The organism is Deinococcus maricopensis DSM 21211, from assembly GCF_000186385.1.
Taxonomy (GTDB): domain Bacteria; phylum Deinococcota; class Deinococci; order Deinococcales; family Deinococcaceae; genus Deinococcus_B; species Deinococcus_B maricopensis.
In genome coordinates, this window is record NC_014958.1 from 2,670,823 (window position 1) to 2,687,982 (window position 17,160).

23 protein-coding genes are annotated in these 17,160 nt (G+C 69.7%); 10 read left to right on the forward strand and 13 right to left on the reverse strand.

Going from position 1 to position 17,160, the window contains the following annotated elements:
• Positions 1-5: 5 nt before the first annotated feature.
• Both DEIMA_RS12460 and DEIMA_RS12465 read right to left on the reverse strand, forming a co-directional pair.
• Positions 6-869 (reverse strand): phytoene/squalene synthase family protein, encoded by an 864-nt coding sequence (locus DEIMA_RS12460; protein ID WP_013557622.1) that lies wholly within the window; start codon positions 867-869, stop codon positions 6-8.
• A gap of 57 nt (positions 870-926) precedes the next feature.
• Positions 927-1,607, reverse strand: coding sequence for a class I SAM-dependent methyltransferase (locus tag DEIMA_RS12465; protein WP_013557623.1), 681 nt, complete (start codon positions 1,605-1,607; stop codon positions 927-929).
• A 73-nt stretch (positions 1,608-1,680) separates the two neighbouring features.
• Between DEIMA_RS12465 and DEIMA_RS17005 the strand changes: the two genes are divergently transcribed.
• From DEIMA_RS17005 to DEIMA_RS12480, 3 genes are all read left to right on the forward strand, one after another.
• Entirely contained in the window at positions 1,681-2,280 is a 600-nt protein-coding gene (locus DEIMA_RS17005) for a phage holin family protein (RefSeq protein ID WP_013557624.1), read from the forward strand.
• A complete protein-coding gene (locus DEIMA_RS12475; RefSeq protein ID WP_013557625.1) occupies positions 2,277-2,738 on the forward strand; it encodes a hypothetical protein in 462 nt (153 codons plus the stop codon). Before DEIMA_RS17005 ends, DEIMA_RS12475 begins: the two co-directional genes overlap by 4 nt.
• Before the next feature lie 84 nt (positions 2,739-2,822).
• The gene (locus DEIMA_RS12480) at positions 2,823-3,215 is read left to right on the forward strand and encodes a Fur family transcriptional regulator (RefSeq protein ID WP_013557626.1); all 393 of its coding nucleotides are present in this window, start codon (positions 2,823-2,825) and stop codon (positions 3,213-3,215) included.
• A gap of 60 nt (positions 3,216-3,275) precedes the next feature.
• Here the strand turns inward: DEIMA_RS12480 and DEIMA_RS12485 are convergent, their stop codons facing one another.
• Positions 3,276-4,094 carry a M12 family metallopeptidase gene (locus tag DEIMA_RS12485; protein WP_013557627.1) on the reverse strand — a complete coding sequence of 273 codons (819 nt, stop codon included), beginning with the start codon at positions 4,092-4,094 and terminating at the stop codon, positions 3,276-3,278.
• A gap of 230 nt (positions 4,095-4,324) precedes the next feature.
• Here DEIMA_RS12485 and rpmB point away from each other — a divergent pair, with 230 nt between their 5' ends.
• From rpmB to mntB, 4 genes are all read left to right on the forward strand, one after another.
• Complete coding sequence (rpmB, locus tag DEIMA_RS12490) at positions 4,325-4,558, forward strand: 50S ribosomal protein L28 (protein ID WP_013557628.1); 234 nt, start codon at positions 4,325-4,327, stop codon at positions 4,556-4,558.
• Positions 4,555-5,445, forward strand: a complete 891-nt coding sequence (gene mntC / locus DEIMA_RS12495) for a manganese ABC transporter substrate-binding protein MntC (RefSeq protein WP_013557629.1) — start codon at positions 4,555-4,557, stop codon at positions 5,443-5,445. Before rpmB ends, mntC begins: the two co-directional genes overlap by 4 nt.
• Before the next feature lie 77 nt (positions 5,446-5,522).
• Positions 5,523-6,263 (forward strand): manganese ABC transporter ATP-binding protein MntA, encoded by a 741-nt coding sequence (mntA, locus tag DEIMA_RS12500; protein ID WP_013557630.1) that lies wholly within the window; start codon positions 5,523-5,525, stop codon positions 6,261-6,263.
• A gap of 18 nt (positions 6,264-6,281) precedes the next feature.
• A complete protein-coding gene (gene mntB, locus DEIMA_RS12505; RefSeq protein ID WP_013557631.1) occupies positions 6,282-7,121 on the forward strand; it encodes a manganese ABC transporter permease MntB in 840 nt (279 codons plus the stop codon).
• A gap of 81 nt (positions 7,122-7,202) precedes the next feature.
• Here mntB and DEIMA_RS12510 read toward each other — a convergent pair whose 3' ends face one another.
• Positions 7,203-7,661 carry a hypothetical protein gene (locus tag DEIMA_RS12510; RefSeq protein WP_013557632.1) on the reverse strand — a complete coding sequence of 153 codons (459 nt, stop codon included), beginning with the start codon at positions 7,659-7,661 and terminating at the stop codon, positions 7,203-7,205.
• Between the two features lie 359 nt (positions 7,662-8,020).
• Positions 8,021-8,641, reverse strand: coding sequence for a nitroreductase family protein (locus DEIMA_RS12515; protein WP_013557633.1), 621 nt, complete (start codon positions 8,639-8,641; stop codon positions 8,021-8,023).
• Positions 8,642-8,728: 87 nt separating this feature from the next.
• Here DEIMA_RS12515 and DEIMA_RS12520 point away from each other — a divergent pair, with 87 nt between their 5' ends.
• Positions 8,729-9,076 (forward strand): winged helix-turn-helix transcriptional regulator, encoded by a 348-nt coding sequence (locus DEIMA_RS12520; RefSeq protein WP_013557634.1) that lies wholly within the window; start codon positions 8,729-8,731, stop codon positions 9,074-9,076.
• Between the two features lie 3 nt (positions 9,077-9,079).
• On the opposite strand, the gene DEIMA_RS12525 is transcribed toward DEIMA_RS12520, so the two are convergent.
• Positions 9,080-10,087 carry an LLM class flavin-dependent oxidoreductase gene (locus tag DEIMA_RS12525; RefSeq protein ID WP_013557635.1) on the reverse strand — a complete coding sequence of 336 codons (1,008 nt, stop codon included), beginning with the start codon at positions 10,085-10,087 and terminating at the stop codon, positions 9,080-9,082.
• Positions 10,088-10,351: 264 nt separating this feature from the next.
• On the opposite strand from DEIMA_RS12525, the gene DEIMA_RS12530 reads away from it, so the two are divergent.
• Positions 10,352-12,166, forward strand: a complete 1,815-nt coding sequence (locus DEIMA_RS12530; RefSeq protein WP_013557636.1) for a DEAD/DEAH box helicase — start codon at positions 10,352-10,354, stop codon at positions 12,164-12,166.
• A gap of 62 nt (positions 12,167-12,228) precedes the next feature.
• Here the strand turns inward: DEIMA_RS12530 and DEIMA_RS12535 are convergent, their stop codons facing one another.
• From DEIMA_RS12535 to DEIMA_RS12565, 7 genes are all read right to left on the reverse strand, one after another.
• On the reverse strand, positions 12,229-12,636 hold the full coding sequence (locus DEIMA_RS12535) for a DUF3995 domain-containing protein (protein ID WP_013557637.1): 408 nt from the start codon (positions 12,634-12,636) through the stop codon (positions 12,229-12,231).
• A 256-nt stretch (positions 12,637-12,892) separates the two neighbouring features.
• Positions 12,893-13,504 carry a thymidine kinase gene (locus DEIMA_RS12540; protein ID WP_013557638.1) on the reverse strand — a complete coding sequence of 204 codons (612 nt, stop codon included), beginning with the start codon at positions 13,502-13,504 and terminating at the stop codon, positions 12,893-12,895.
• A 98-nt stretch (positions 13,505-13,602) separates the two neighbouring features.
• Positions 13,603-13,821, reverse strand: a complete 219-nt coding sequence (gene rpmE, locus DEIMA_RS12545; RefSeq protein WP_013557639.1) for a 50S ribosomal protein L31 — start codon at positions 13,819-13,821, stop codon at positions 13,603-13,605.
• Between the two features lie 66 nt (positions 13,822-13,887).
• The gene (locus DEIMA_RS12550; RefSeq protein ID WP_013557640.1) at positions 13,888-14,385 is read right to left on the reverse strand and encodes a MarR family winged helix-turn-helix transcriptional regulator; all 498 of its coding nucleotides are present in this window, start codon (positions 14,383-14,385) and stop codon (positions 13,888-13,890) included.
• A gap of 9 nt (positions 14,386-14,394) precedes the next feature.
• Positions 14,395-14,874 carry a DMT family transporter gene (locus DEIMA_RS12555; protein ID WP_013557641.1) on the reverse strand — a complete coding sequence of 160 codons (480 nt, stop codon included), beginning with the start codon at positions 14,872-14,874 and terminating at the stop codon, positions 14,395-14,397.
• Positions 14,875-14,911: 37 nt separating this feature from the next.
• The gene (locus DEIMA_RS12560) at positions 14,912-15,367 is read right to left on the reverse strand and encodes a DMT family transporter (protein WP_013557642.1); all 456 of its coding nucleotides are present in this window, start codon (positions 15,365-15,367) and stop codon (positions 14,912-14,914) included.
• 71 nt (positions 15,368-15,438) lie between these two features.
• Positions 15,439-15,879: a response regulator gene (locus tag DEIMA_RS12565; RefSeq protein WP_013557643.1), complete on the reverse strand. Its 441-nt coding sequence runs from the start codon at positions 15,877-15,879 to the stop codon at positions 15,439-15,441.
• Between the two features lie 93 nt (positions 15,880-15,972).
• Between DEIMA_RS12565 and DEIMA_RS12570 the strand changes: the two genes are divergently transcribed.
• Positions 15,973-17,160, forward strand: a complete 1,188-nt coding sequence (locus tag DEIMA_RS12570) for a sensor histidine kinase (protein WP_013557644.1) — start codon at positions 15,973-15,975, stop codon at positions 17,158-17,160.

The window sequence follows — 17,160 nt, forward strand, 5'->3', positions numbered from 1 at the left end:
CGCATTCAGGCGCGGCACTCCCACCACACCTGGGGGAGCAGCAGCAGTTTGCGGGTGCCGCTCACGTGCGCGCGCGCGTTGAAGTTGTCGTAGTCGTTGCGTTCGAGCGCGTCGAGGATGCCTTCGTAGGCGCGGGCGGCGGCGGCCACCGCGAGGCGTCCGCCCCCGTGCAGGCGCGGGATGCCCGCGCGGCCCTGCGCGTACCACGTGCGCGCCTGCGCGCACAGGTGCCGCATGAGCGCGCGGTACTCGGGCGTGACGGTGCCGCGCGCCAGCATGGTGCGGGTCACGCCGTACTGCTCCAGCAGCGTCTGCGGCAGGTACACGCGTTCGCGCGCCCAGTCCTCGCCGACGTCGCGCAGGATGTTGGTCAGCTGCATGGCCTGCCCGAGACGCAGGGCGTGCTGGAGGGTGGCGTCACCCCCGTCGAAGCCGCTGATGGGCGCGATCATGAAGCCGACGACCCCGGCGACGCGCCGGCAGTACAGTTCGAGGTCCTCAGCCGTGTCGTACGCGTGCCCGGCGAGGTCCATACGCAGGCCCTCGTACAGTTCCTCGAAGGCCGATTCGGGAATGGGGTACGTGCGCGCGGCCCAGGCGAGGGCGTCGCTGACGTGGTCGCCGCTGCCCTCGCCGTTCAGGGCGCGGCGCACGCGCGCCCACCAGGCGTCCAGGTGCGCCGCGCGGTCCCACGCGGGCGACTCGTCGGCGATGTCGTCGCCTTCGCGGCACGCGGCGTACACCGCCCAGACGGCCTGGCGTTGCGCGCGCGGGAAGAACCGCGAGCCGAAATAAAAGGTTTTTGAGTGCGCGCGGGTCTGGTCGCGGCAGCGTTCGATGGCCCGTGCAGGCAGGTGCTCTTCTCGCATTCGCTCCCTCTCGACCGGCAGTGTACGTGGCGTGCCCGCGCCGGAACGTCTTTTTTCTTACAAATCCCGGATGTACAACTCGAACGTCACGTCGCCCACCTGGAAGAGCAGAGCGCGCCGCAACGGCCGGAGGTGCCTTTCGACGCGCGCGGGGTCGGGGAAGGTGAGGCCGCCAGCGCGGGCGAGCGCGCGCTGACCGAAACGGCCGCTGCGCGCGACGTACATCAGCCAGACGCGCCCGCCAGGGCGGACGAGGCGGGCACTTTCGCGCAGCAGCGCGTCCGGGTCGCGCGTCTCGTTTAGGGTCGCGCCGATGGTGACGCCGTCGAGACTGGCGGACGGCAGGCCGGTGCGCTCGGCGTTCAGGAGCGCCCAGTCGATGCGGGCGCCGGGTGCGTGCGCCCGGGCGGCGCGCAGCATGGCGGGGCTGAGGTCCGCAGCGAGGACGCGCGCGCCGGCCTGCGCGAGCAGGGCCGCGTAGAAGCCGGCGCTGGTGCCGGCGTCGAGCCACCACTCGCCGGGGCGGGGGCGCGCGTGATGCAGGAACAGCTGCGCTTCGCGGGGCAGCGGGAAGGGCTGGCCGGTCAGCAGCGTGAGGGAATGCGCGCGCCACGTGGCGTACCCGCGCGCCGTGAGGGTGAGGAAATTGCTGCGCTGCGCGGGCGTGAGCGCGGACGGCACGCTTTCGCTCAGGTTAAGGCTGCTTTTAAGGTGCCGTAAGGCGTGCACGGAATTCATTATGCTGTGGGGCGTTTCAACGGTGTGCGCGACGATGCGCGCGACGTGCTCGCCAAACCAAAGGACGTGGACCATGAGTGAGAACAAGAGCATTGGTGGAGCGCTGGTGGACGTATTCGACGCTGCCGTTTCGCTGGTGAAGACTGAAGTGACGTTGCTGGCGCGGCGGATCGGCCAGATCGCGAAGGCCAAGGGCCTGGGTGTGGTGCTGCTGCTCGGCGCGGTCGCGCCCCTGACGATGGCGCTGATCTTCCTGATCCTGGCGGTGTTCTACGGCCTGATGCGCCTGGGTCTGGGGGCGTGGGCGGCCGCCCTGGTGATCGCCCTCGTGAGCTTCGTGGTGACGGGCGTGCTGGTGATGATGGGCATCAAGAAGCTCACCGCGGATGTGGATGACGGCACCGGCCACGGCCGCAGCGATCATGATCACGACGCGCCTCGTCCTCAGGGTCAGGCGCACGGCCACGCGGCGGCGACGGCTGCGGCGGGCGGCGAGCGTCCGCACGGCGACATCATGAACCCCGAGACGCGCGCGCAGCATGAGCGCGAACGTGAGCAGCAGCAGCGCCGCATGGAGGAAATGCGCGAGCAGCGTGAACGCGAACGTCAGTACGTCGCGGAGCACGGCATTCCGGTGAGCACCAAGCCGACGTTCGAGGAGGACATGAAATGAACGACAACCGCCAGGATGCGCGCGCACGGCTGCGCGACAGTGTGAACACGCTCGCGGCGCAGGCGAACCTGCACGCGCAGATGCAGAAGGAGCCGCTCAAGATGCTGGGGGGCGCCTCGGCGGTGGGGCTGGTGCTGGGCGCGCTGGTGGGCAGCCGCGTGCGCCGCACCCGGAAGGTGTACGTGGACGCCGCGAGCAACAAGCGTGAGCAGAAGGCGTTCATGAAGGCGCAGGCGCGCGTTGCGAAGCAGCAGAAGGGCGGCGGCCTGGGCGGCATGCTGATGGGCCTGGTCGTGACGACTGGCGTGAAGCTGCTGCAGGAGCGGGTGCTGGCCCCGAAGCTGGAGGAGCTGACCAGCAAGCTCGCGGATCAGCAGCAGGCGCGCGCGGGCGGTCAGGTGGACCTGCACAAGGGGCCGGTGGTGCGCACGGCCGAGGCGGATACGCGCCGCATGTGAGTGCGGGCGGGCACGCTCGGGGCCGCCCTTCGGGGCGGCCCGTTTGTTGAGAGGGCGTTCTCAGCGGCGTGGTAAACTGGTGGGGTGACTGCCCCCCGTTCCACCCGCCAGCGCGAAGTGATCGTCCGCGTCATCGAGGACGCGCCCGGCCCCTTGAGCGTGCCGGAGCTGCTGGCCCGCGCGCAGCAGGACCTGCCGGGCCTGGGCGTGGCGACCGTGTACCGCACCCTGAAACTGCTGCAGGAGCAGGGCGTGGTGCATCCTGTGCATCTGGACGGGGAGTCGCGGTTCGAGCGGGCGGGACGCGGGCATCATCACCATTTCGCGTGCCGGACGTGCGCGCGCGTGTTCGACTTGCATCAGTGCCCGGTGGCGCTCCCGAAGGGCACCGTGTACCCGGGCGGCTTCGTGGTGGAGGCGCACGAGGTGACGCTGTACGGCCTGTGCCCGGAGTGCGCGGCGCGCCCGCCCGCCTGAACGGGCAGGGCATGAACGCAGGCGCCCCGACGCATGGTCGGGGCGCCTGCGCGTTGTGGTTCAGGGGTACATGGCGTTGATGACGGCGCGGTCGGTGGCGCTGTAACCGTTGCGCTGGCCCATGCGGTTCACGTCGATCTTGGCGTCGAGGGGTTGAATGGCGAGTTTCCCGTCGAAGTAGGCGGGGTAGTGCATGATCGAGTCGAAATCGTACGCGCCGTAGCCGGCGCTGCCGGAGCGGATTTCGTACTGGCTCTGCCAGTCGGCGGGGATGTTCTCCCAGAGGATGCGCACGGCCTTGTCGCGGTCCGGGCGGGTCTGCTCGTGGAAGAGGCCCATGGTGTGGCCGACCTCGTGCATGATCGTGCCGGTGGTGCAGCGGTCCGCGAGGTTCACGTACTGGCGTCCGCCGACGCGGCCCAGCGAGGAGGAGCAGGTGGTGCCGGAGGCGGGGCGGAACTCGATGTAGTCGGCCTGGCTGGTGCGGGCGACGAGGCGGACGTTGGTGGTGTTCTGGATGTTGGTGATGGCCTGCTTGATGCGGTCGCGCATGGTGGTGGAGAGCGAGGCGTTGAAGGTGTAGGGGATGGTGCGGTTGGGCCAGCGGGTGGCGGTGTTGGTGGTGTAGGTGCCCTGGCTGTGCAGGTCGGCGTCACCGAGGACGATGTCGTCCTGGAAGAGCAGCTGGCCGTCGCGCACTTCGGCTTTGACGAGCTGGTCGCCGGCGCCTTCGACGCGCCAGTTGACGTTCTGGAAGGTCGCGCCGGGGTGGGAGGCGAGGGTGTTTTGGGCGGCCTGGTCGGTGGTGGCCGTCTGGGTGCTGCAGGAGGCGAGGATCAGGGACAGGCCGATGAGGCCGGCGAAACCGGTTTTACGCATAGGAGGACACCAAACCGCCGGGGCGGTTCCTTTCAGGGTTCGTTTGGGTGGCGCCACCGTAACAAGCCTGCCGGGGGGTGCATGCGGATTTTTTCACGCTCGGTCTAGATCAGTGATGAATGTGGACAGACCAGCTGGCCGGGCCGTCAAAAGTGTTCGGATGCCTTGACTTGATAATGCACTCTCAATTAGGCTGAGCAGACCGCGCCCCCGGGCGCCCAAGGAGTCCCATGGCCAGAACCTGCTTCATCACCGGCAAGAAGAACAAGGTCGTCAACCGCGTCACCCGCCGCGGCAAAGCCCGCGCCGCCGGCGGCGTCGGCCGCAAGACCACCGGCATTCACAAACGCACCCAGAAAGCCAACCTCCAGAAAAAAACCGTTCTCGTGCACGGCGAACGCCGCCGCGTGTGGCTCAGCGCCAAGGCCCTGCGCCGTCTGCCCGACGGCGTGGAACTCGCATGAACCGCGCCCTCCCCCTGCTCGCCCTGCTGGCCGGCGCCGCCCACGCCACGCCCCTCCCCGTCACCGCCACGAACAGCATCATCGCGGACTTCGTGCGCAGCGTCGGCGGCGCCCGCGTGAACATCACCACCCTCGTACCAGTCAGTGCCGACGCGCATACGTTCCAGCCCGGCACCCGCGAGGTCCGCGCGCTCGCCAGCAGCACCCTGGCCTTCCAGAACGGCGCGAACCTCGAACCGTGGTTCGCCCGCCTGCGCAGCAGCGCCGCGCCCACCCTCAAGGTCATCACCCTCACCGACGGCCTCAAGCTGCGCGCCGCCACCGAACTCGATGAGCACGACGATCACGACGGTGACCACGCCGACCCGCACGCCTGGTGGGACGTCACGAACGCCGCCGCGTACACCCGCAAGGTCCGCGACGCCCTCATCCAGGCCGACCCGGCTGGGCGCGCCACGTACACGAACAACGCGCAGAAGCACCTCAAAGCCCTTCAGGCCGCCGACGCGTACGCGAAAGCCACCTTCGCGAAACTGCCCGCCGCGAAACGCCAGCTGGTCACGAACCACGACGCGCTCGGGTACTTCGCCGCCCGCTACGGCTTCCGCGTGATCGGGCAGGTCATTCCCGGCCTCGGCACCGAACGCGACCCGAGCGCGCGCGAAACGGCCACCCTGATCACTGCGATCCGTAAGGCCGGCGTCCGCGCGATCTTCACGGAGAACACCGTGAACGCGCGCCTCGCGCAGGCCATCGCCCGCGACACCGGCGCGCGCATTGCCCCCCCGCTGTACACGGACGCGCTCGGCCCGGCTGGCAGCGCCGGCGACACGTTCCTGCGCGCCTTCCGCTCGAACGTGGACACCATCTACCGCGCCCTGAAATAAGGTCCCGTATACCCGGCCTGCGTTGCAGGCCGGGTATACTTCTGCAGTTGAGTTCGCATTCTCAACCGTGTGCCCGCATGACCGATCCTCTTCTTCACACCCACGACCTGACCGTCCAGTACGGGACGCACGTCGCCCTGCACAGCGCGAACATCGCCCTGCACGCGGGCGATTTCGTGGCGGTCATCGGCCCGAACGGCGCCGGCAAAAGCACCCTGCTCAAGTCCCTGGTGGGCCTCACGACGCCCACGAGCGGCCAGGTGCGCTTCGCACCCTCGCTCGGCCCGCGCCCGCAGGACGCGCTCGCGTACGTCCCGCAGCAGCAGACCCTCGACTGGACCTTCCCTGTGACCGCGTGGGACACCGTCATGATGGGCCGCACCGGACGCGTCGGCTGGCTGCGCTGGCCAGGGCACCGCGACCGCGAGATCGTCCGCGACGCCCTGGACCGCGCGGGCGTGCTGGACCTCGCCGGGCGGCACATCGGTGCGCTCAGCGGCGGGCAGCGGCAACGCGTGCTGCTGGCGCGCATGCTTGCGCGCCAGGCGGACCTGCTGCTGCTCGACGAGCCTCTCACCGGCGTGGACGCCGGGACCGGCGAGCGCCTGATGGCCCTGATGCAGGCGGAAGCGCGCGCGGGCCGCGCCGTTCTGATGGTCACGCACGACCTCGACGCCGCCGCCGCGTGGTGCGACCGCCTGATTCTGGTGAACCGCACCGTCATCGCGCAGGGCACGCCCGCGCAGGTGTACACCCCTGAGAACGTGCAGGCCACGTTCACGCACTCCATGCTCGGGCACACGCACGCGAGCGCCTGACCGCCCGAGAGGACCCTCATGCTTCACGCCGCCCTGCACGCTGTCACCGACCCCCTGACCTTCGAGTTCTTCACGCGCGCCCTGATCGGCGTGGTGCTGGTGAGCGTCCTGTGCGCCATGGTCGGCGCGTACGTCGTGCTGCGCGGCCTGTCGTATATCGGCGACGCCATGAGCCACGCCGTGTTTCCCGGCATCGTCGGCGCGTACCTGCTGCACGCAAACCTGCTGATCGGCGCGATCCTCGCGTCGATCCTCACGAGCCTCGGGATCGGGTACGTAACGCAGCGCAGCGGCCTGCGGCAGGACAGCGCCATCGGCATCGTGTTCGTCGGGATGTTCGCGTTGGGCGTCACGCTGCTGTCCCGTGCGGACGGCGGCTCGCGCGACCTCGCGAGTTTCCTCGTGGGGAACCCGCTCGGGGTGAGCGGCGCGGACCTGACGCTCGCGGCGGTCGTGACGGGCGTGGTCGCGCTGGTGCTGCTGGGCGTCCAGAAGGAACTGCTGCTCGTGAGTTTCGACCCGACCGAGGCGCGCGCCATCGGCCTGCCCGTGCGGCGCCTGAACAACCTGCTGCTGATCCTGATCGGCCTGGTCGTGGTGCTGACCATTCAGCTCGTCGGCACCACGCTGTCCGTGAGCATGCTGATCACGTCCAGCGCGAGCGCGCGCCTGCTGACCACCAGCCTGAAACGCATGATGGTGCTCGCGGCTGTGCTGGGCAGTGTGGGCGGCGCTGCGGGGCTGTACGCGAGCTACTACCTGGACCTCGCGCCGGGCGCGACGATCGTGCTGACGAACACGGCGGTGTTCCTGCTGTCGCTGATGTTCCGGCGGCGGGATCAGGCGCCTGCGCCGTAAAGCGGAGGCTCCGGGGCGTGGGGGCTGCTCCGGACCCTGGGTGATCGTCTCCCCTGCCAGGCGTGGGCAGCATCGCGGGGTTCAGGTGGGGGTGGACGGGGCGATGGGGCAGTTCGCACAGCGGTGGCCCTCAAGAACGTGGAAGCAGCAGGTGCCGCGCACGAGAGCCGGGCCGGTGTCGTCGTGGCTGACGGCGGTGCGGGTGCGCGTGGGCCACAGGTCGTCGGTGAGGCGCGCGCTCCACTGCACAGCGCGGTCGTGGTTGCCGGTGGCGTGCCCGAGAAGCAGCAGGGCCTGAACGGTGCGGTCGCAGGCGACGGCGAGCAGGGGGCGTTCGCGCAGGCGGGTGTGGGGCTGCGCGGCGTGGCACGCGGCGATGATGGCGTCCACCGCGTCGGCGAGGGGGTCGGTGCTAAGGCTGAGGTGGGCGTCGGCAAGCGTGACGGTGCTGAACGGGAAAGGGTCCGCGTCGGGCCAGTCGGTGTGCAGGGTGCCGTGCACGCGGACGCCGTGGCGGAAGGCGGCGGCGAGGTGAAGCATGGCGACGGGCCACAGCAGGGCGTTGAGGAGAAGGACGTCGGCGGTGTTGGCGCGGTGGGCGGGGCGGGCGGCGAGGGTGCGGGCCCGCCAGATGTCCCACTGGCGTACGGCCTGAGGGAGGGGTGCACCGGTACGTCCGGGCAGGACGCTGAGGTAGAGGGGCAGCGACCGCAGGTCGTGGAGCAGGGCCGTGGCGGTGAGGGGGGCGGGGTGGGGGTAGGCAAGGGACGCTCCTTAAATCCGACGTTTTCACTCAAGATTATAGGGTGGAGGTGCGACAGCGGTCCTGTTGCTCCGCGCCGCCACCAAGGAGAGAGGGGCCGGGACGCGTGGTCCCGGCCCCTCTCTCCTTGGTGAGGTCAGTAGAACTTCGTGATGCGCTCGAGGCTGTGGCGGTGGTGCGGGAAGCCGTCTTCGGCGCGCTTGCCGATGGGCAGGATGCCGGCGAACTGCACGTGCTCGGGCAGGCCGAGGAGTTCCTTGACCTTCTCAGGCTGGAAGCCGAGCATGGGGACGGTGTCGTAGCCGAGGCCGCGAGCGGCGAGCATCAGGAAGGCGAAAGCGAGGTTCGCCTGGGTCAGGCCCCACTGGCCGCGCTGGGCGACGTCCTGGTTCTGGAAGTTGCCGCGCAGGCCGTCGGCGCGGCTCTTGATCTGCTCGGCGCCCATGCCGGGGTGGACGGTTTCCTCGGCGGTGGCGAGGGTGTCTTCCATGTCGCTGTAGACGACGATGACGGCGGGGGCGTTGGTGACCTGGCCCTGGTTGTAGCTGACGTCCTGCAGTTTGGCCTGCAGTTCGGGGTTCTGGATGACCGCGAAGCGCCAGGTCTGGACGTTGTTGGCGCTGGGCGCGAGGCTGGCGAGGCGCAGGATTTCGCGCAGGTCGTCCTGGTTCATGGGTTCCTGGACGTATTTGCGGATGCTGCGGCGGGTTTCGATGGCTTCCTTGATGCTCAGGGGTTTGATTTCGGTCGCGGTCATGCCAAGAGATTAAACAAGCCGGTTTATTTTGTCAAGCAGTGTGATTCCTGGCGCAATGTGTCAGACGCGCTGATGTACACTTGACACATGAGCCAATCCGACCACACCTTCTGTCCGGTGTATCGGGCCATCGGCGTGCTGCAGGAAAAATGGGTGTTGCACATCGTCCGCGCCCTGCTCGGCGGTGAAAAGGGCTTCAACGAGCTCGCCCGCGCCGTCGGCGGGTGCAACAGTGCCACCCTCGCCCAGCGCCTCGAACAGCTCGAAACGCTCGGCATCATCAGCAAAGCCACCGACACCAGCAGCGCCAACACCAAACTGGCGCGCAGCATCTACAGCCTCACCCCTGCCGGACAGCAACTCCAGGGCGTCATCGACGCCATCAGCGACTGGGGCAGCGCCCACCTGATCGCCGAAGACGCCCCCTGCGTCTGACCCTCACCCCCCCAGCCCGAACGCCTCCGCCACCAACGCGTACGAACGCACGCGCGCCGCGTGGTCATGCACCATCGTGCTGACCATCACCTCGTCCGCCGCGAACTGCCGCGCCAGCGCCGTCAGGCGCGCCCGCACCCGCGCCGGACTGCCGATCACCTGCGTGGCGCGGTACGACGCCAGCGCCACGCGCTCCGCTTCCGAATACGGGTACGCGCGCGCCTCCTCCACACTCGGGTAACGCGCGCGCCGCCCCAGACGCAGATTCAGGAACGCCAGGTCCTGCGACACGGCCAGCTTCTCCGCCTCGGCGTCCGTCTCCGCGCAGACCACCGACACCGTCAGGATCGCGTGCGGCGCGCCCAGCGTCGCCGAAGGCCGGAATCCCTCGCGGTACGCGCTCATCGCCACCGGCGCGGCGTCCGCGCTGAAGTGATACGCGAACGCGAACCCGCGCCCCTGCGCCGCCGCCAGACGCGCGCTGTAATCGCTGGACCCCAGCAGCCAGATCGGCGGGAGCGGCACCTCATCCGGCGCCGCCGTGACGCGCCCGAACGGATGCCCGTCCGGGAACGCGCCCACGCCCGCGAACGCCTCCACCTGCGCCAGCTGCCCCGGCAGATCGTCGGTCCCCTCCGCCGAACGCCGCAGCGCCATGGCCGTCAGCCCGTCCGTCCCCGGGGCCCGCCCGATGCCCAGGTCAATGCGGCCCGGCGCGAGCGCCTCCAGCGTCCGGAAGTTCTCCGCGACCTTCAGCGGCGCGTGGTTCGGCAGCATCACGCCGCCCGACCCGACGCGAATGCGCGTGGTCGCGCGCGCCACGACGCCCACCATCAGTTCCGGCGCGCTGCTCGCCAGGCTGCTCATGTTGTGGTGCTCCGCCAGCCAGTACCGCGTGAACCCCTGCGCGTCCGCGTGGCGCGCGAGGTCCAACGTATTCTCCACCGCCTGCGCGGGTGTCGAGCCAGACGGAATGGGCATCAGGTCCAGGACAGAAAGGGGCAGATTCATGCGCCGCAGCGTACGCCGCCCACCTGCAACAACCGTGACGCAAGACCGCTTTGCTTCGCACTGGACAGAATGCCTGTCTATCCTATATAATTCTCTCTTAGTGCCGCACGAGAGACATCGCGCGGCGGGGGCGCTCCCGACTGCCCGAGCCTGCACACCGTGTGCCGCTCACCTGCACCAGACCACCGCCAGCGACGGCGAAGCACTGGCCGCGAACGAGCTGATGGCCTTGACCGGGGGAGAAGCTACCCGAAAGGACCAAATATGCAGTTCACTGACCTGATCGCGCCCGCACTCGCGGCGCGCCTCGCCGAGCGCGGTATTCTCGAAGCCAGCCCCATCCAGGCCGAAAGCCTGCCCCACACCATGCAGGGCCGCGACCTCATCGGCCGCGCCCGCACCGGCACCGGCAAGACCCTCGCCTTCGCGATTCCCGTCATCGACAAGCTGGAACCCAGCCGCGAACGTGGCCGCCTGCCCCGCGCCCTGATCCTCGCCCCGACCCGCGAACTCGCGAAGCAGGTCGCCGAGGAATTCAAGAAGAGCGCCCCCGAACTCCTCACGCTCACCGTGTACGGCGGCGCCGCGTACGGCCCGCAGGAAAAAGCCCTGTACGGCGGCGTCGACGTGATCGTCGGCACCCCCGGCCGCGTCATCGACCACATCGAGCGCGGCAACCTGAAGCTTGACGCCGTGCAGTTCGCCATCCTCGACGAAGCCGACGAGATGCTCAGCGTGGGCTTCGCGGACGCCATCGAGTCGATCCTCAGCGCCACGCCCGAAACGCGCCAGACGATGCTGTTCAGCGCCACGCTGCCTGCCGGCGTCACGCGCATCGGCAACAAGTACCTCAAGGACCCCCTCGTGGTGGACCTCGTCGGCGAGAGCCGCATGCAGGCCGCGCAGACCGTCCAGCACCTCAAGGTGAAGGTGGGCCGCACCCGCACCCGCGTCCTCGCGGACTTCCTCACCATCTACAACCCCGAGCGCGCCATCGTCTTCACCCGCACCAAACGCGAAGTGGACGAGCTCGCGATGGAACTCATCCACCGCGGCCTCGAAGCCGAAGCGCTGCACGGCGACCTCGCGCAGAGCCAGCGTGAACGCGCCCTCGGCAGCTTCCGCGCCGGACGCGTCCGCGTGCTCGTCGCCACCGACGTCGCCGCGCGCGGCCTTGACATCCCCGAAATCGACCTCGTGGTCCAGTACCACCTCCCCCAGGACCCCGAAAGCTACGTGCACCGCAGTGGCCGTACGGGCCGCGCCGGCCGCACCGGCACCGCCATCGTCATGTACGGCGAACGCGAAGGCCGCGAACTGCGCAACCTGGAGTACCAGACCGGCGTGAAGTTCGAGGAGCGCAGCATCCCCACGCCCAAGGAAGTGCGTGAAGCGAGCGCCCGCGCCGCTGCCGACAACGTCAAGAAGGTCGACGCCGAAATGGCCCAGCCCTTCATGGCCGAAGCGGAACGCCTGTTCAGCGAACTGGGCCTGGACGCCCTCGCCCGCGCCCTCGCCAAAATCAGCGGCGTGACGCAGCCGGCCGTGAACGCCAGCCTGCTCAGCGGCGAAGAAGGCATGACCACCATCATCCTGAACGCCGAGCGCATGAGCGTCGCCCGCGCCGTCGCGCTGATCGCCCGCAGCACCGATATCGACACGCGCCGCCTTGGCAAGATCCGCCTGTGGCGCGGCGGGGCCGTCGCGGACCTCCCGAACGAGGCCGTTGCCCCGCTCCTCGCCAAGAACCCCATCGACGACGAAGTGACCATCGAAGTCGCCCAGGAACTGCCGGAACTCTTCGAGCAGCCGGAACGTGAAGGCCGCAGCGGCGGGCGCGGCAACTACGGCGGCGGCCGCGGCGGACGCTACGACCGCGACGGCGGCCAGGGCGGCGGGTACGGCAACCGTGGCGGCGGACGCTACGGCAACCGCGACAGCGGCCAGGGCGGGTACGGCAACCGCAGCGGCGGACGCTACGAGGACCGCAACAGCGCGCCCCGCGACGATCGCCCCCGCCGTGACGACTTCAGCAACCGCGAATTCGTGCCGGCCGGCCCCAGCCGCCGCCGCGACTAACCCACCGAAGTCCCCAACAAGAAGGCCCCTGCTGCAACGCAGGGGCCTTCTTCCGTTCCGGTTTATCGGGGCAGCGTCCACACCACCACGCCCAGCAGCAGACACAGCGGCGTGAACAGCCACGCGTCCCACCGCGCGAACGGGGTGGCGCGCACGCGCCTGAACAGCCCCACGTACCGGAATTCCCCCAGGGCGCGCAACAGGAACACGCACGCGAGCGCCCTCTCCCCCACGATTAGCAGGACCTCCGGGACGGGCGCACGCAGGACGCCGTGCGCTGCGAGGACCAGCAGGGCCGCAAGACCCAGCGCGCACGCGACCATCAACGTGGCCAGGATGGACGGGCGGAACAGCTGCGCCCCGTTCGGGCTGGTGGGCACCGCCACGGCGACGCCGCGCCGCCCCCCCAGCGCCCAGTACACATGAAGCCCACTCAATGCCAGGAGCACTGCCACCACTGCCGTGACCATCTGACCCTCCTCTTTCCGGCGTTCGCCTGAGGGCAGTGTCCTCGCGGCGCGCGAGGCGCATGTCCCCCACATGAGGGAGGTCACGTGGGCGCTCCCCTCATTCAGGCCCGGGTGCGTGGGCGCCCGGGCCTGATGGGTGGTGAGGGCTGCGTACGGGGTTGCTCGGTTCAGGATCAGCGCGCGGACAATTGACGGTACCGTTGTCGCCGCTGCTCACGCGTGATGTTGAAGCGCTGCAGGTGGAGCGTGCGCTGCTTCAGTCGCGGCGGAGTTCGTGGTGCACTCGGCAGCGCGCTTCGTACGCTTCCTGCGCGCCGACCATGACGACGGGGTCGTTGAAGCGGGCGGGCTGGCCGCCGATGAGGCGTTGCGTGCGTGTGGCGGGCGCGCCGCACACGACGCAGATGGCGGTGAGCTTCTCGACGCTTTCGGCGCGGGCGACGAGGTCGGGCATCAGGCCGAACGGTTCGGCGCGGAAGTCCAGGTCGAGGCCGGCGAGGATGACGCGTACGCCGTGGTCCGCGAGGTCAAGCGCGAGGGGGACGAGGCCGGCGTCGAAGAATTGCGCCTCGTCGAAGCCGACGACGTCGGGGAGGGCGGTGTCGGCGGTGAGCAGGGTGCCCTGTCCGGTGAGGTGCGCGAGGACGTCGTCGGTGTGGCGGACTGCGACGGCTTCGACGGTGCGGCCGTTGTGGCTGGCGACGAAGGTGGCGTGGTAGCGGTCGTCGATGGCGGGTTTGAACACGGCAACGCGCTGGCGGGCGATGACGGCGCGGTTGACGCGGCGGATCAGTTCTTCGCTTTTGCCGCTGAACATCGGGCCGACGATCACTTCGAGGTGACCGCCGTGGTAGGGGGATTTCAGCATGACGCGCCATTGTAGTGCAGGGGGTGGGGTGCGGGCGACCCCCTCATGCGGGAAGGCCGCCACGCAGAGCGTGGCGGCCTTGAAGGTGCAGATCTGGGTTACTTCTTGCGGCTGCGGTAGCTGTCGCCGAAGCGCTTGTTGAACTTGTCCACGCGGCCTTCGGTGTCGACGAAGCGCGCTTCGCCGGTCCAGAAGGGGTGCACGCCGCTCCACACGTCGACGTGGATTTCGGGCTTGGTGCTCATGGTTTCCATGACGACCTTGCCTTGGTAGATGATCTTGCAGGGAACCGCTTTGGGGTGGATGTCCTTCTTCATGTTTCGCCTCCTCCGCCACGTCAGGTGCGTAGCGGGCAACCGCTCCAGTGTAGCACAACGCGCCGGTCAGGGCGTGGCTTCAGGGGCGTCCATCAAGCGCGTGAGGAGGGTGCGCAGCGTGGCGCGCTCCTCGCGCGTGAGGGGGCTGAGCAGCCGCTCCTCGTTGGCGACGTGCGCGTCGAGGACGTCGTCAACGCGGGCGCGGCCGTCGCGGGTGAGGCGGACGCGGGTGGCGCGGCGGTCCGTTTCGTGCGGGACGCGTTCGATCAGGTGCAGCGCTTCCAGGGCGTCGAGGCGCTTGGTGATGGCGGGCGGCGTGATGGCGCACAGGCCGCTGAGTTCGCCCGGGGTGAGGCCGCCGGGCGGGGCGGAGCGGCGCAGCGTGACGAGCAGGTCGAAGCTGGCAGGGGTCAGGTCGTGCGCGGCAAAGAACCGTTCGAGGTGCGTCTGGAGGTAGGCGCTGGCCCGCTGCACCGAGATGACGGTGAGCATGGGGGTGGCGTCAAGGTCGGGGCGCGTGGTGCGCCAGTCGTGTTCGATGCGCGCGAGGAGGTCGTGGGCCATGGACGCTGCTCAGTGTGCCGCATGCTCGGGCGGTGCGGTGCGGGGGGTGGGCGTGGGGCGTTCGCGTTCGCGGGCGAGCAGGACGACGGCGAGGAGCAGGATGGCGCCGGCGAGGAGGTGCGTGGGGCGCGGGGGGTGCGCGGTCACGCCGAACAGGCCGAAGCCGTCGACGAGGAGCGCGCCGGCGATCTGGCCGAGGGTGGTGGCGGCGGTGCTGGCGGTCAGGCCGAGTTGCGCGGCGGTGCGGAGCGTGAGGGTGACGTAGATGGCGCCGATGAGACCGCCGAGGTACGCCCAGGCGGGCGCGGTGGCGTGCAGGTGCGCCGGGAGGAGCAGGGTGGCGAGGCCGGTGACGAGGGCGCCGCCGAGGAAGTTGACGAGGCTGGCGAGCAGCGCGTGGCGGGCGTGACCGGCGAGGCGGACGTTGATGGCGAGGCCGACGCTGAGGCCGAGGCCAGCGCCGAGCGTGCCGAGCAGAGCGATCAGCATGGGGGGTCCTTTCTGAGGGGGCGCATGGGCCGGCGGGTCAGTGGCTGAGGGCGCGCAGGACGACGGCGATGAGGATCAGCGCGACGACGAGGAGCCGCGTGGGGTTCAGGGGGCGGCGTTCCAGGCCGAGCGCGCCGAAGTGGTCCAGCAGGACGCTCATGAGGGTCTGCGCGGCGATGACGAGCGTGACCGCGAGGCCGGCGCCGAGTTCGCGGGTGAGGACGACGCTGCCGAGCACGTAGGCGCTGCCGAGCAGGCCGCCGGTGAGGGTCCAGGCGGGGGCGCTGCGCAGGCGCGTGAGGTGGGCGCGCGCGGCGGGCGTGAGCGCGATCATGACCGCGAGGGTGAGGGTGCCGATGACGTAAGAGGTGAAGGCGGTGAGGGGGGCGCTGCCGTTGGTGCGGGCGAGCGCGGCGTTCACGGCGAATTGCGCGGGGAGCAGCAGTCCGGCGGCGACGGCGAGGGCGAGCCAGGGGGCGGTGTTGACCTTCATATCCTCATAGTTCACCGGTGAACCACTTGCGCGGGGTGAGCGGCGCACAATCCGCCCCTCCGCCGTCTGGCCTACCGGCCCGCCACCTCACCCAGCGTCGGCAGGCGCAGCACCCCGCGCCAGTACGCTTCCACCGTCTGCAGCACCCGCGTGTACTCCGCGTACGTGCCCGGCTTCACCACATACCCGCTCGCGTGCCCCTCATACGACCGCTGCACGTCCTCCGGATGCTCCGACGTCGACAGCACCAGCACCGGAATACTCCGCAGCCGCTCATCCGCCTTCGCGCGCCGCAGAAACGCATGACCGTCCATCACCGGCATGTTCAGGTCCAGCACCACCAGGTCCGGACGAAAGTCCGCGCCGCCGGTCAGGAACGCCCACGCCTCCTGACCGTTTTCGACGTGGTGCACCATGATCTCCTCGGCCACCTCGGACAACATCTCCTGAAACAGCGCGGCGTCAGCCAGCTCGTCCTCCACGAGCAGCAACGTAAACGGGGTGTTCGGCATCCCCCCACGCTACCGCAGCGCGCAAGAGACGCCAACACCGAACTGTCAGCTACACCGAACTTTCCCCCCCAGCCCAGGTGTTACGTTGGCCTCATGCCTCGCCCCCTGGCGTCTCCCGCGCGGTACGCCATCGCGGCCTTCGACGCCCTCACCGCGCACATCGCCATCCTGAACGCCGACGGGGTCATCCTCGCCGTCAACAACGCCTGGCGGCGCTTCGCGCAGGAAAACGGCGGCACCGACGACGTCGGCACCAACTACCTGGAGTTGTGCGACCACGCGCGCGGCGACGACCAGGAGGACGCCCACCGCATCGCGGACGGCATCCGCGACGTTCTCGCCGGCACCCGCAGCGTGTACGAACTGGAGTACCCCTGCCACTCCCCCAACGAGCAGCGGTACTTCCTGGCGCGCGTCACGTGCTTCATGCAAGACGGCGCGCGCTACGCCGTCGTCGCGCACGAGAACATCACGCGCCGCAAACGCGCGGAGCTGGAGGTGCGCGACCTGAACCGCACCCTGGAGGCGCGCGTGCACGAACGCACCCGCGAAGTCGAGCAGGCCAGCGCCGCCCTCGCCGCCAAGAACGCCGAACTGGAACGCAGCGTCCGCGACCTGCGCGAGTTCGCGTACGTCGCCAGCCACGACCTACAGGAGCCGCTGCGGACCCTCGGGGCGTACAGCGACCTGCTGCGCCACCGCTACGCCGACCAGCTCGATGACCGCGCGCGCGGCTATCTGACGCACATCACCGAGCAGGTGTTCCGCGCGCGGCAGCTCGTGCGCGACGTGCTCACGCTGTCGAACGTCAGCGCGCAACCGCCCCTGGGCAGCGTCGACATGCGCGCCATCTGGACCACCGTCAGCGCCACCCTCCCCTGGCCTGAGGACGCCACCGCCACCTGCGGCGCCCTCCCGCCGGTCCGCGCGAACCTGCCGCAGGTGCAGCAGCTGCTCACGAACCTGCTCGGGAACGCCATCAAGTTCCGCGCGGACCGGCCGCTGCGCGTCCTGCTGAGCGCGTGGCAGCAGGACGGCTGGGTGGAGTTCGCGCTGTCCGACAACGGCATCGGCATTCCAGGCGCGCACGCCGAACGGGTATTCGTGATGTTCCAGCGCCTGCACAGCCGGCAGCGCGCCGAAGGGAACGGCATCGGCCTCGCGGTGTGCCGCAAGATCGTGGAGCGGCACGGCGGCCGCATCTGGATGGACACCCGCAGCGCCGAAGGGCTGACCGTGCGCTTCACCCTGCCGGCCATGACGCCCCCACCCGGCCAGTAA

Excerpts from the sequence above, each read along its gene's own strand:
- rpmE (WP_013557639.1), bottom strand. The coding sequence starts at position 13,821 with ATGAAGAAGGACATCCACCCCAAAGCGGTTCCCTGCAAGATCATCTAC.
- DEIMA_RS12465 (WP_013557623.1), bottom strand. The coding sequence starts at position 1,607 with ATGAATTCCGTGCACGCCTTACGGCACCTTAAAAGCAGCCTTAACCTG.
- DEIMA_RS12555 (WP_013557641.1), bottom strand. The coding sequence starts at position 14,874 with ATGCTGATCGCTCTGCTCGGCACGCTCGGCGCTGGCCTCGGCCTCAGC.
- DEIMA_RS12515 (WP_013557633.1), bottom strand. The coding sequence starts at position 8,641 with ATGACCGCGACCGAAATCAAACCCCTGAGCATCAAGGAAGCCATCGAA.
- DEIMA_RS12570 (WP_013557644.1), top strand. The coding sequence starts at position 15,973 with ATGCCTCGCCCCCTGGCGTCTCCCGCGCGGTACGCCATCGCGGCCTTC.
- DEIMA_RS12535 (WP_013557637.1), bottom strand. The coding sequence starts at position 12,636 with ATGGTCACGGCAGTGGTGGCAGTGCTCCTGGCATTGAGTGGGCTTCAT.
- DEIMA_RS17005 (WP_013557624.1), top strand. The coding sequence starts at position 1,681 with ATGAGTGAGAACAAGAGCATTGGTGGAGCGCTGGTGGACGTATTCGAC.
- DEIMA_RS12565 (WP_013557643.1), bottom strand. The coding sequence starts at position 15,879 with ATGCCGAACACCCCGTTTACGTTGCTGCTCGTGGAGGACGAGCTGGCT.
- mntB (WP_013557631.1), top strand. The coding sequence starts at position 6,282 with ATGCTTCACGCCGCCCTGCACGCTGTCACCGACCCCCTGACCTTCGAG.
- DEIMA_RS12525 (WP_013557635.1), bottom strand. The coding sequence starts at position 10,087 with ATGAATCTGCCCCTTTCTGTCCTGGACCTGATGCCCATTCCGTCTGGC.
- DEIMA_RS12485 (WP_013557627.1), bottom strand. The coding sequence starts at position 4,094 with ATGCGTAAAACCGGTTTCGCCGGCCTCATCGGCCTGTCCCTGATCCTC.
- DEIMA_RS12510 (WP_013557632.1), bottom strand. The coding sequence starts at position 7,661 with ATGCTTCACCTCGCCGCCGCCTTCCGCCACGGCGTCCGCGTGCACGGC.
- DEIMA_RS12530 (WP_013557636.1), top strand. The coding sequence starts at position 10,352 with ATGCAGTTCACTGACCTGATCGCGCCCGCACTCGCGGCGCGCCTCGCC.
- DEIMA_RS12520 (WP_013557634.1), top strand. The coding sequence starts at position 8,729 with ATGAGCCAATCCGACCACACCTTCTGTCCGGTGTATCGGGCCATCGGC.
- DEIMA_RS12550 (WP_013557640.1), bottom strand. The coding sequence starts at position 14,385 with ATGGCCCACGACCTCCTCGCGCGCATCGAACACGACTGGCGCACCACG.
- DEIMA_RS12540 (WP_013557638.1), bottom strand. The coding sequence starts at position 13,504 with ATGCTGAAATCCCCCTACCACGGCGGTCACCTCGAAGTGATCGTCGGC.
- DEIMA_RS12475 (WP_013557625.1), top strand. The coding sequence starts at position 2,277 with ATGAACGACAACCGCCAGGATGCGCGCGCACGGCTGCGCGACAGTGTG.
- mntA (WP_013557630.1), top strand. The coding sequence starts at position 5,523 with ATGACCGATCCTCTTCTTCACACCCACGACCTGACCGTCCAGTACGGG.
- DEIMA_RS12560 (WP_013557642.1), bottom strand. The coding sequence starts at position 15,367 with ATGAAGGTCAACACCGCCCCCTGGCTCGCCCTCGCCGTCGCCGCCGGA.
- rpmB (WP_013557628.1), top strand. The coding sequence starts at position 4,325 with ATGGCCAGAACCTGCTTCATCACCGGCAAGAAGAACAAGGTCGTCAAC.
- DEIMA_RS12460 (WP_013557622.1), bottom strand. The coding sequence starts at position 869 with ATGCGAGAAGAGCACCTGCCTGCACGGGCCATCGAACGCTGCCGCGAC.
- mntC (WP_013557629.1), top strand. The coding sequence starts at position 4,555 with ATGAACCGCGCCCTCCCCCTGCTCGCCCTGCTGGCCGGCGCCGCCCAC.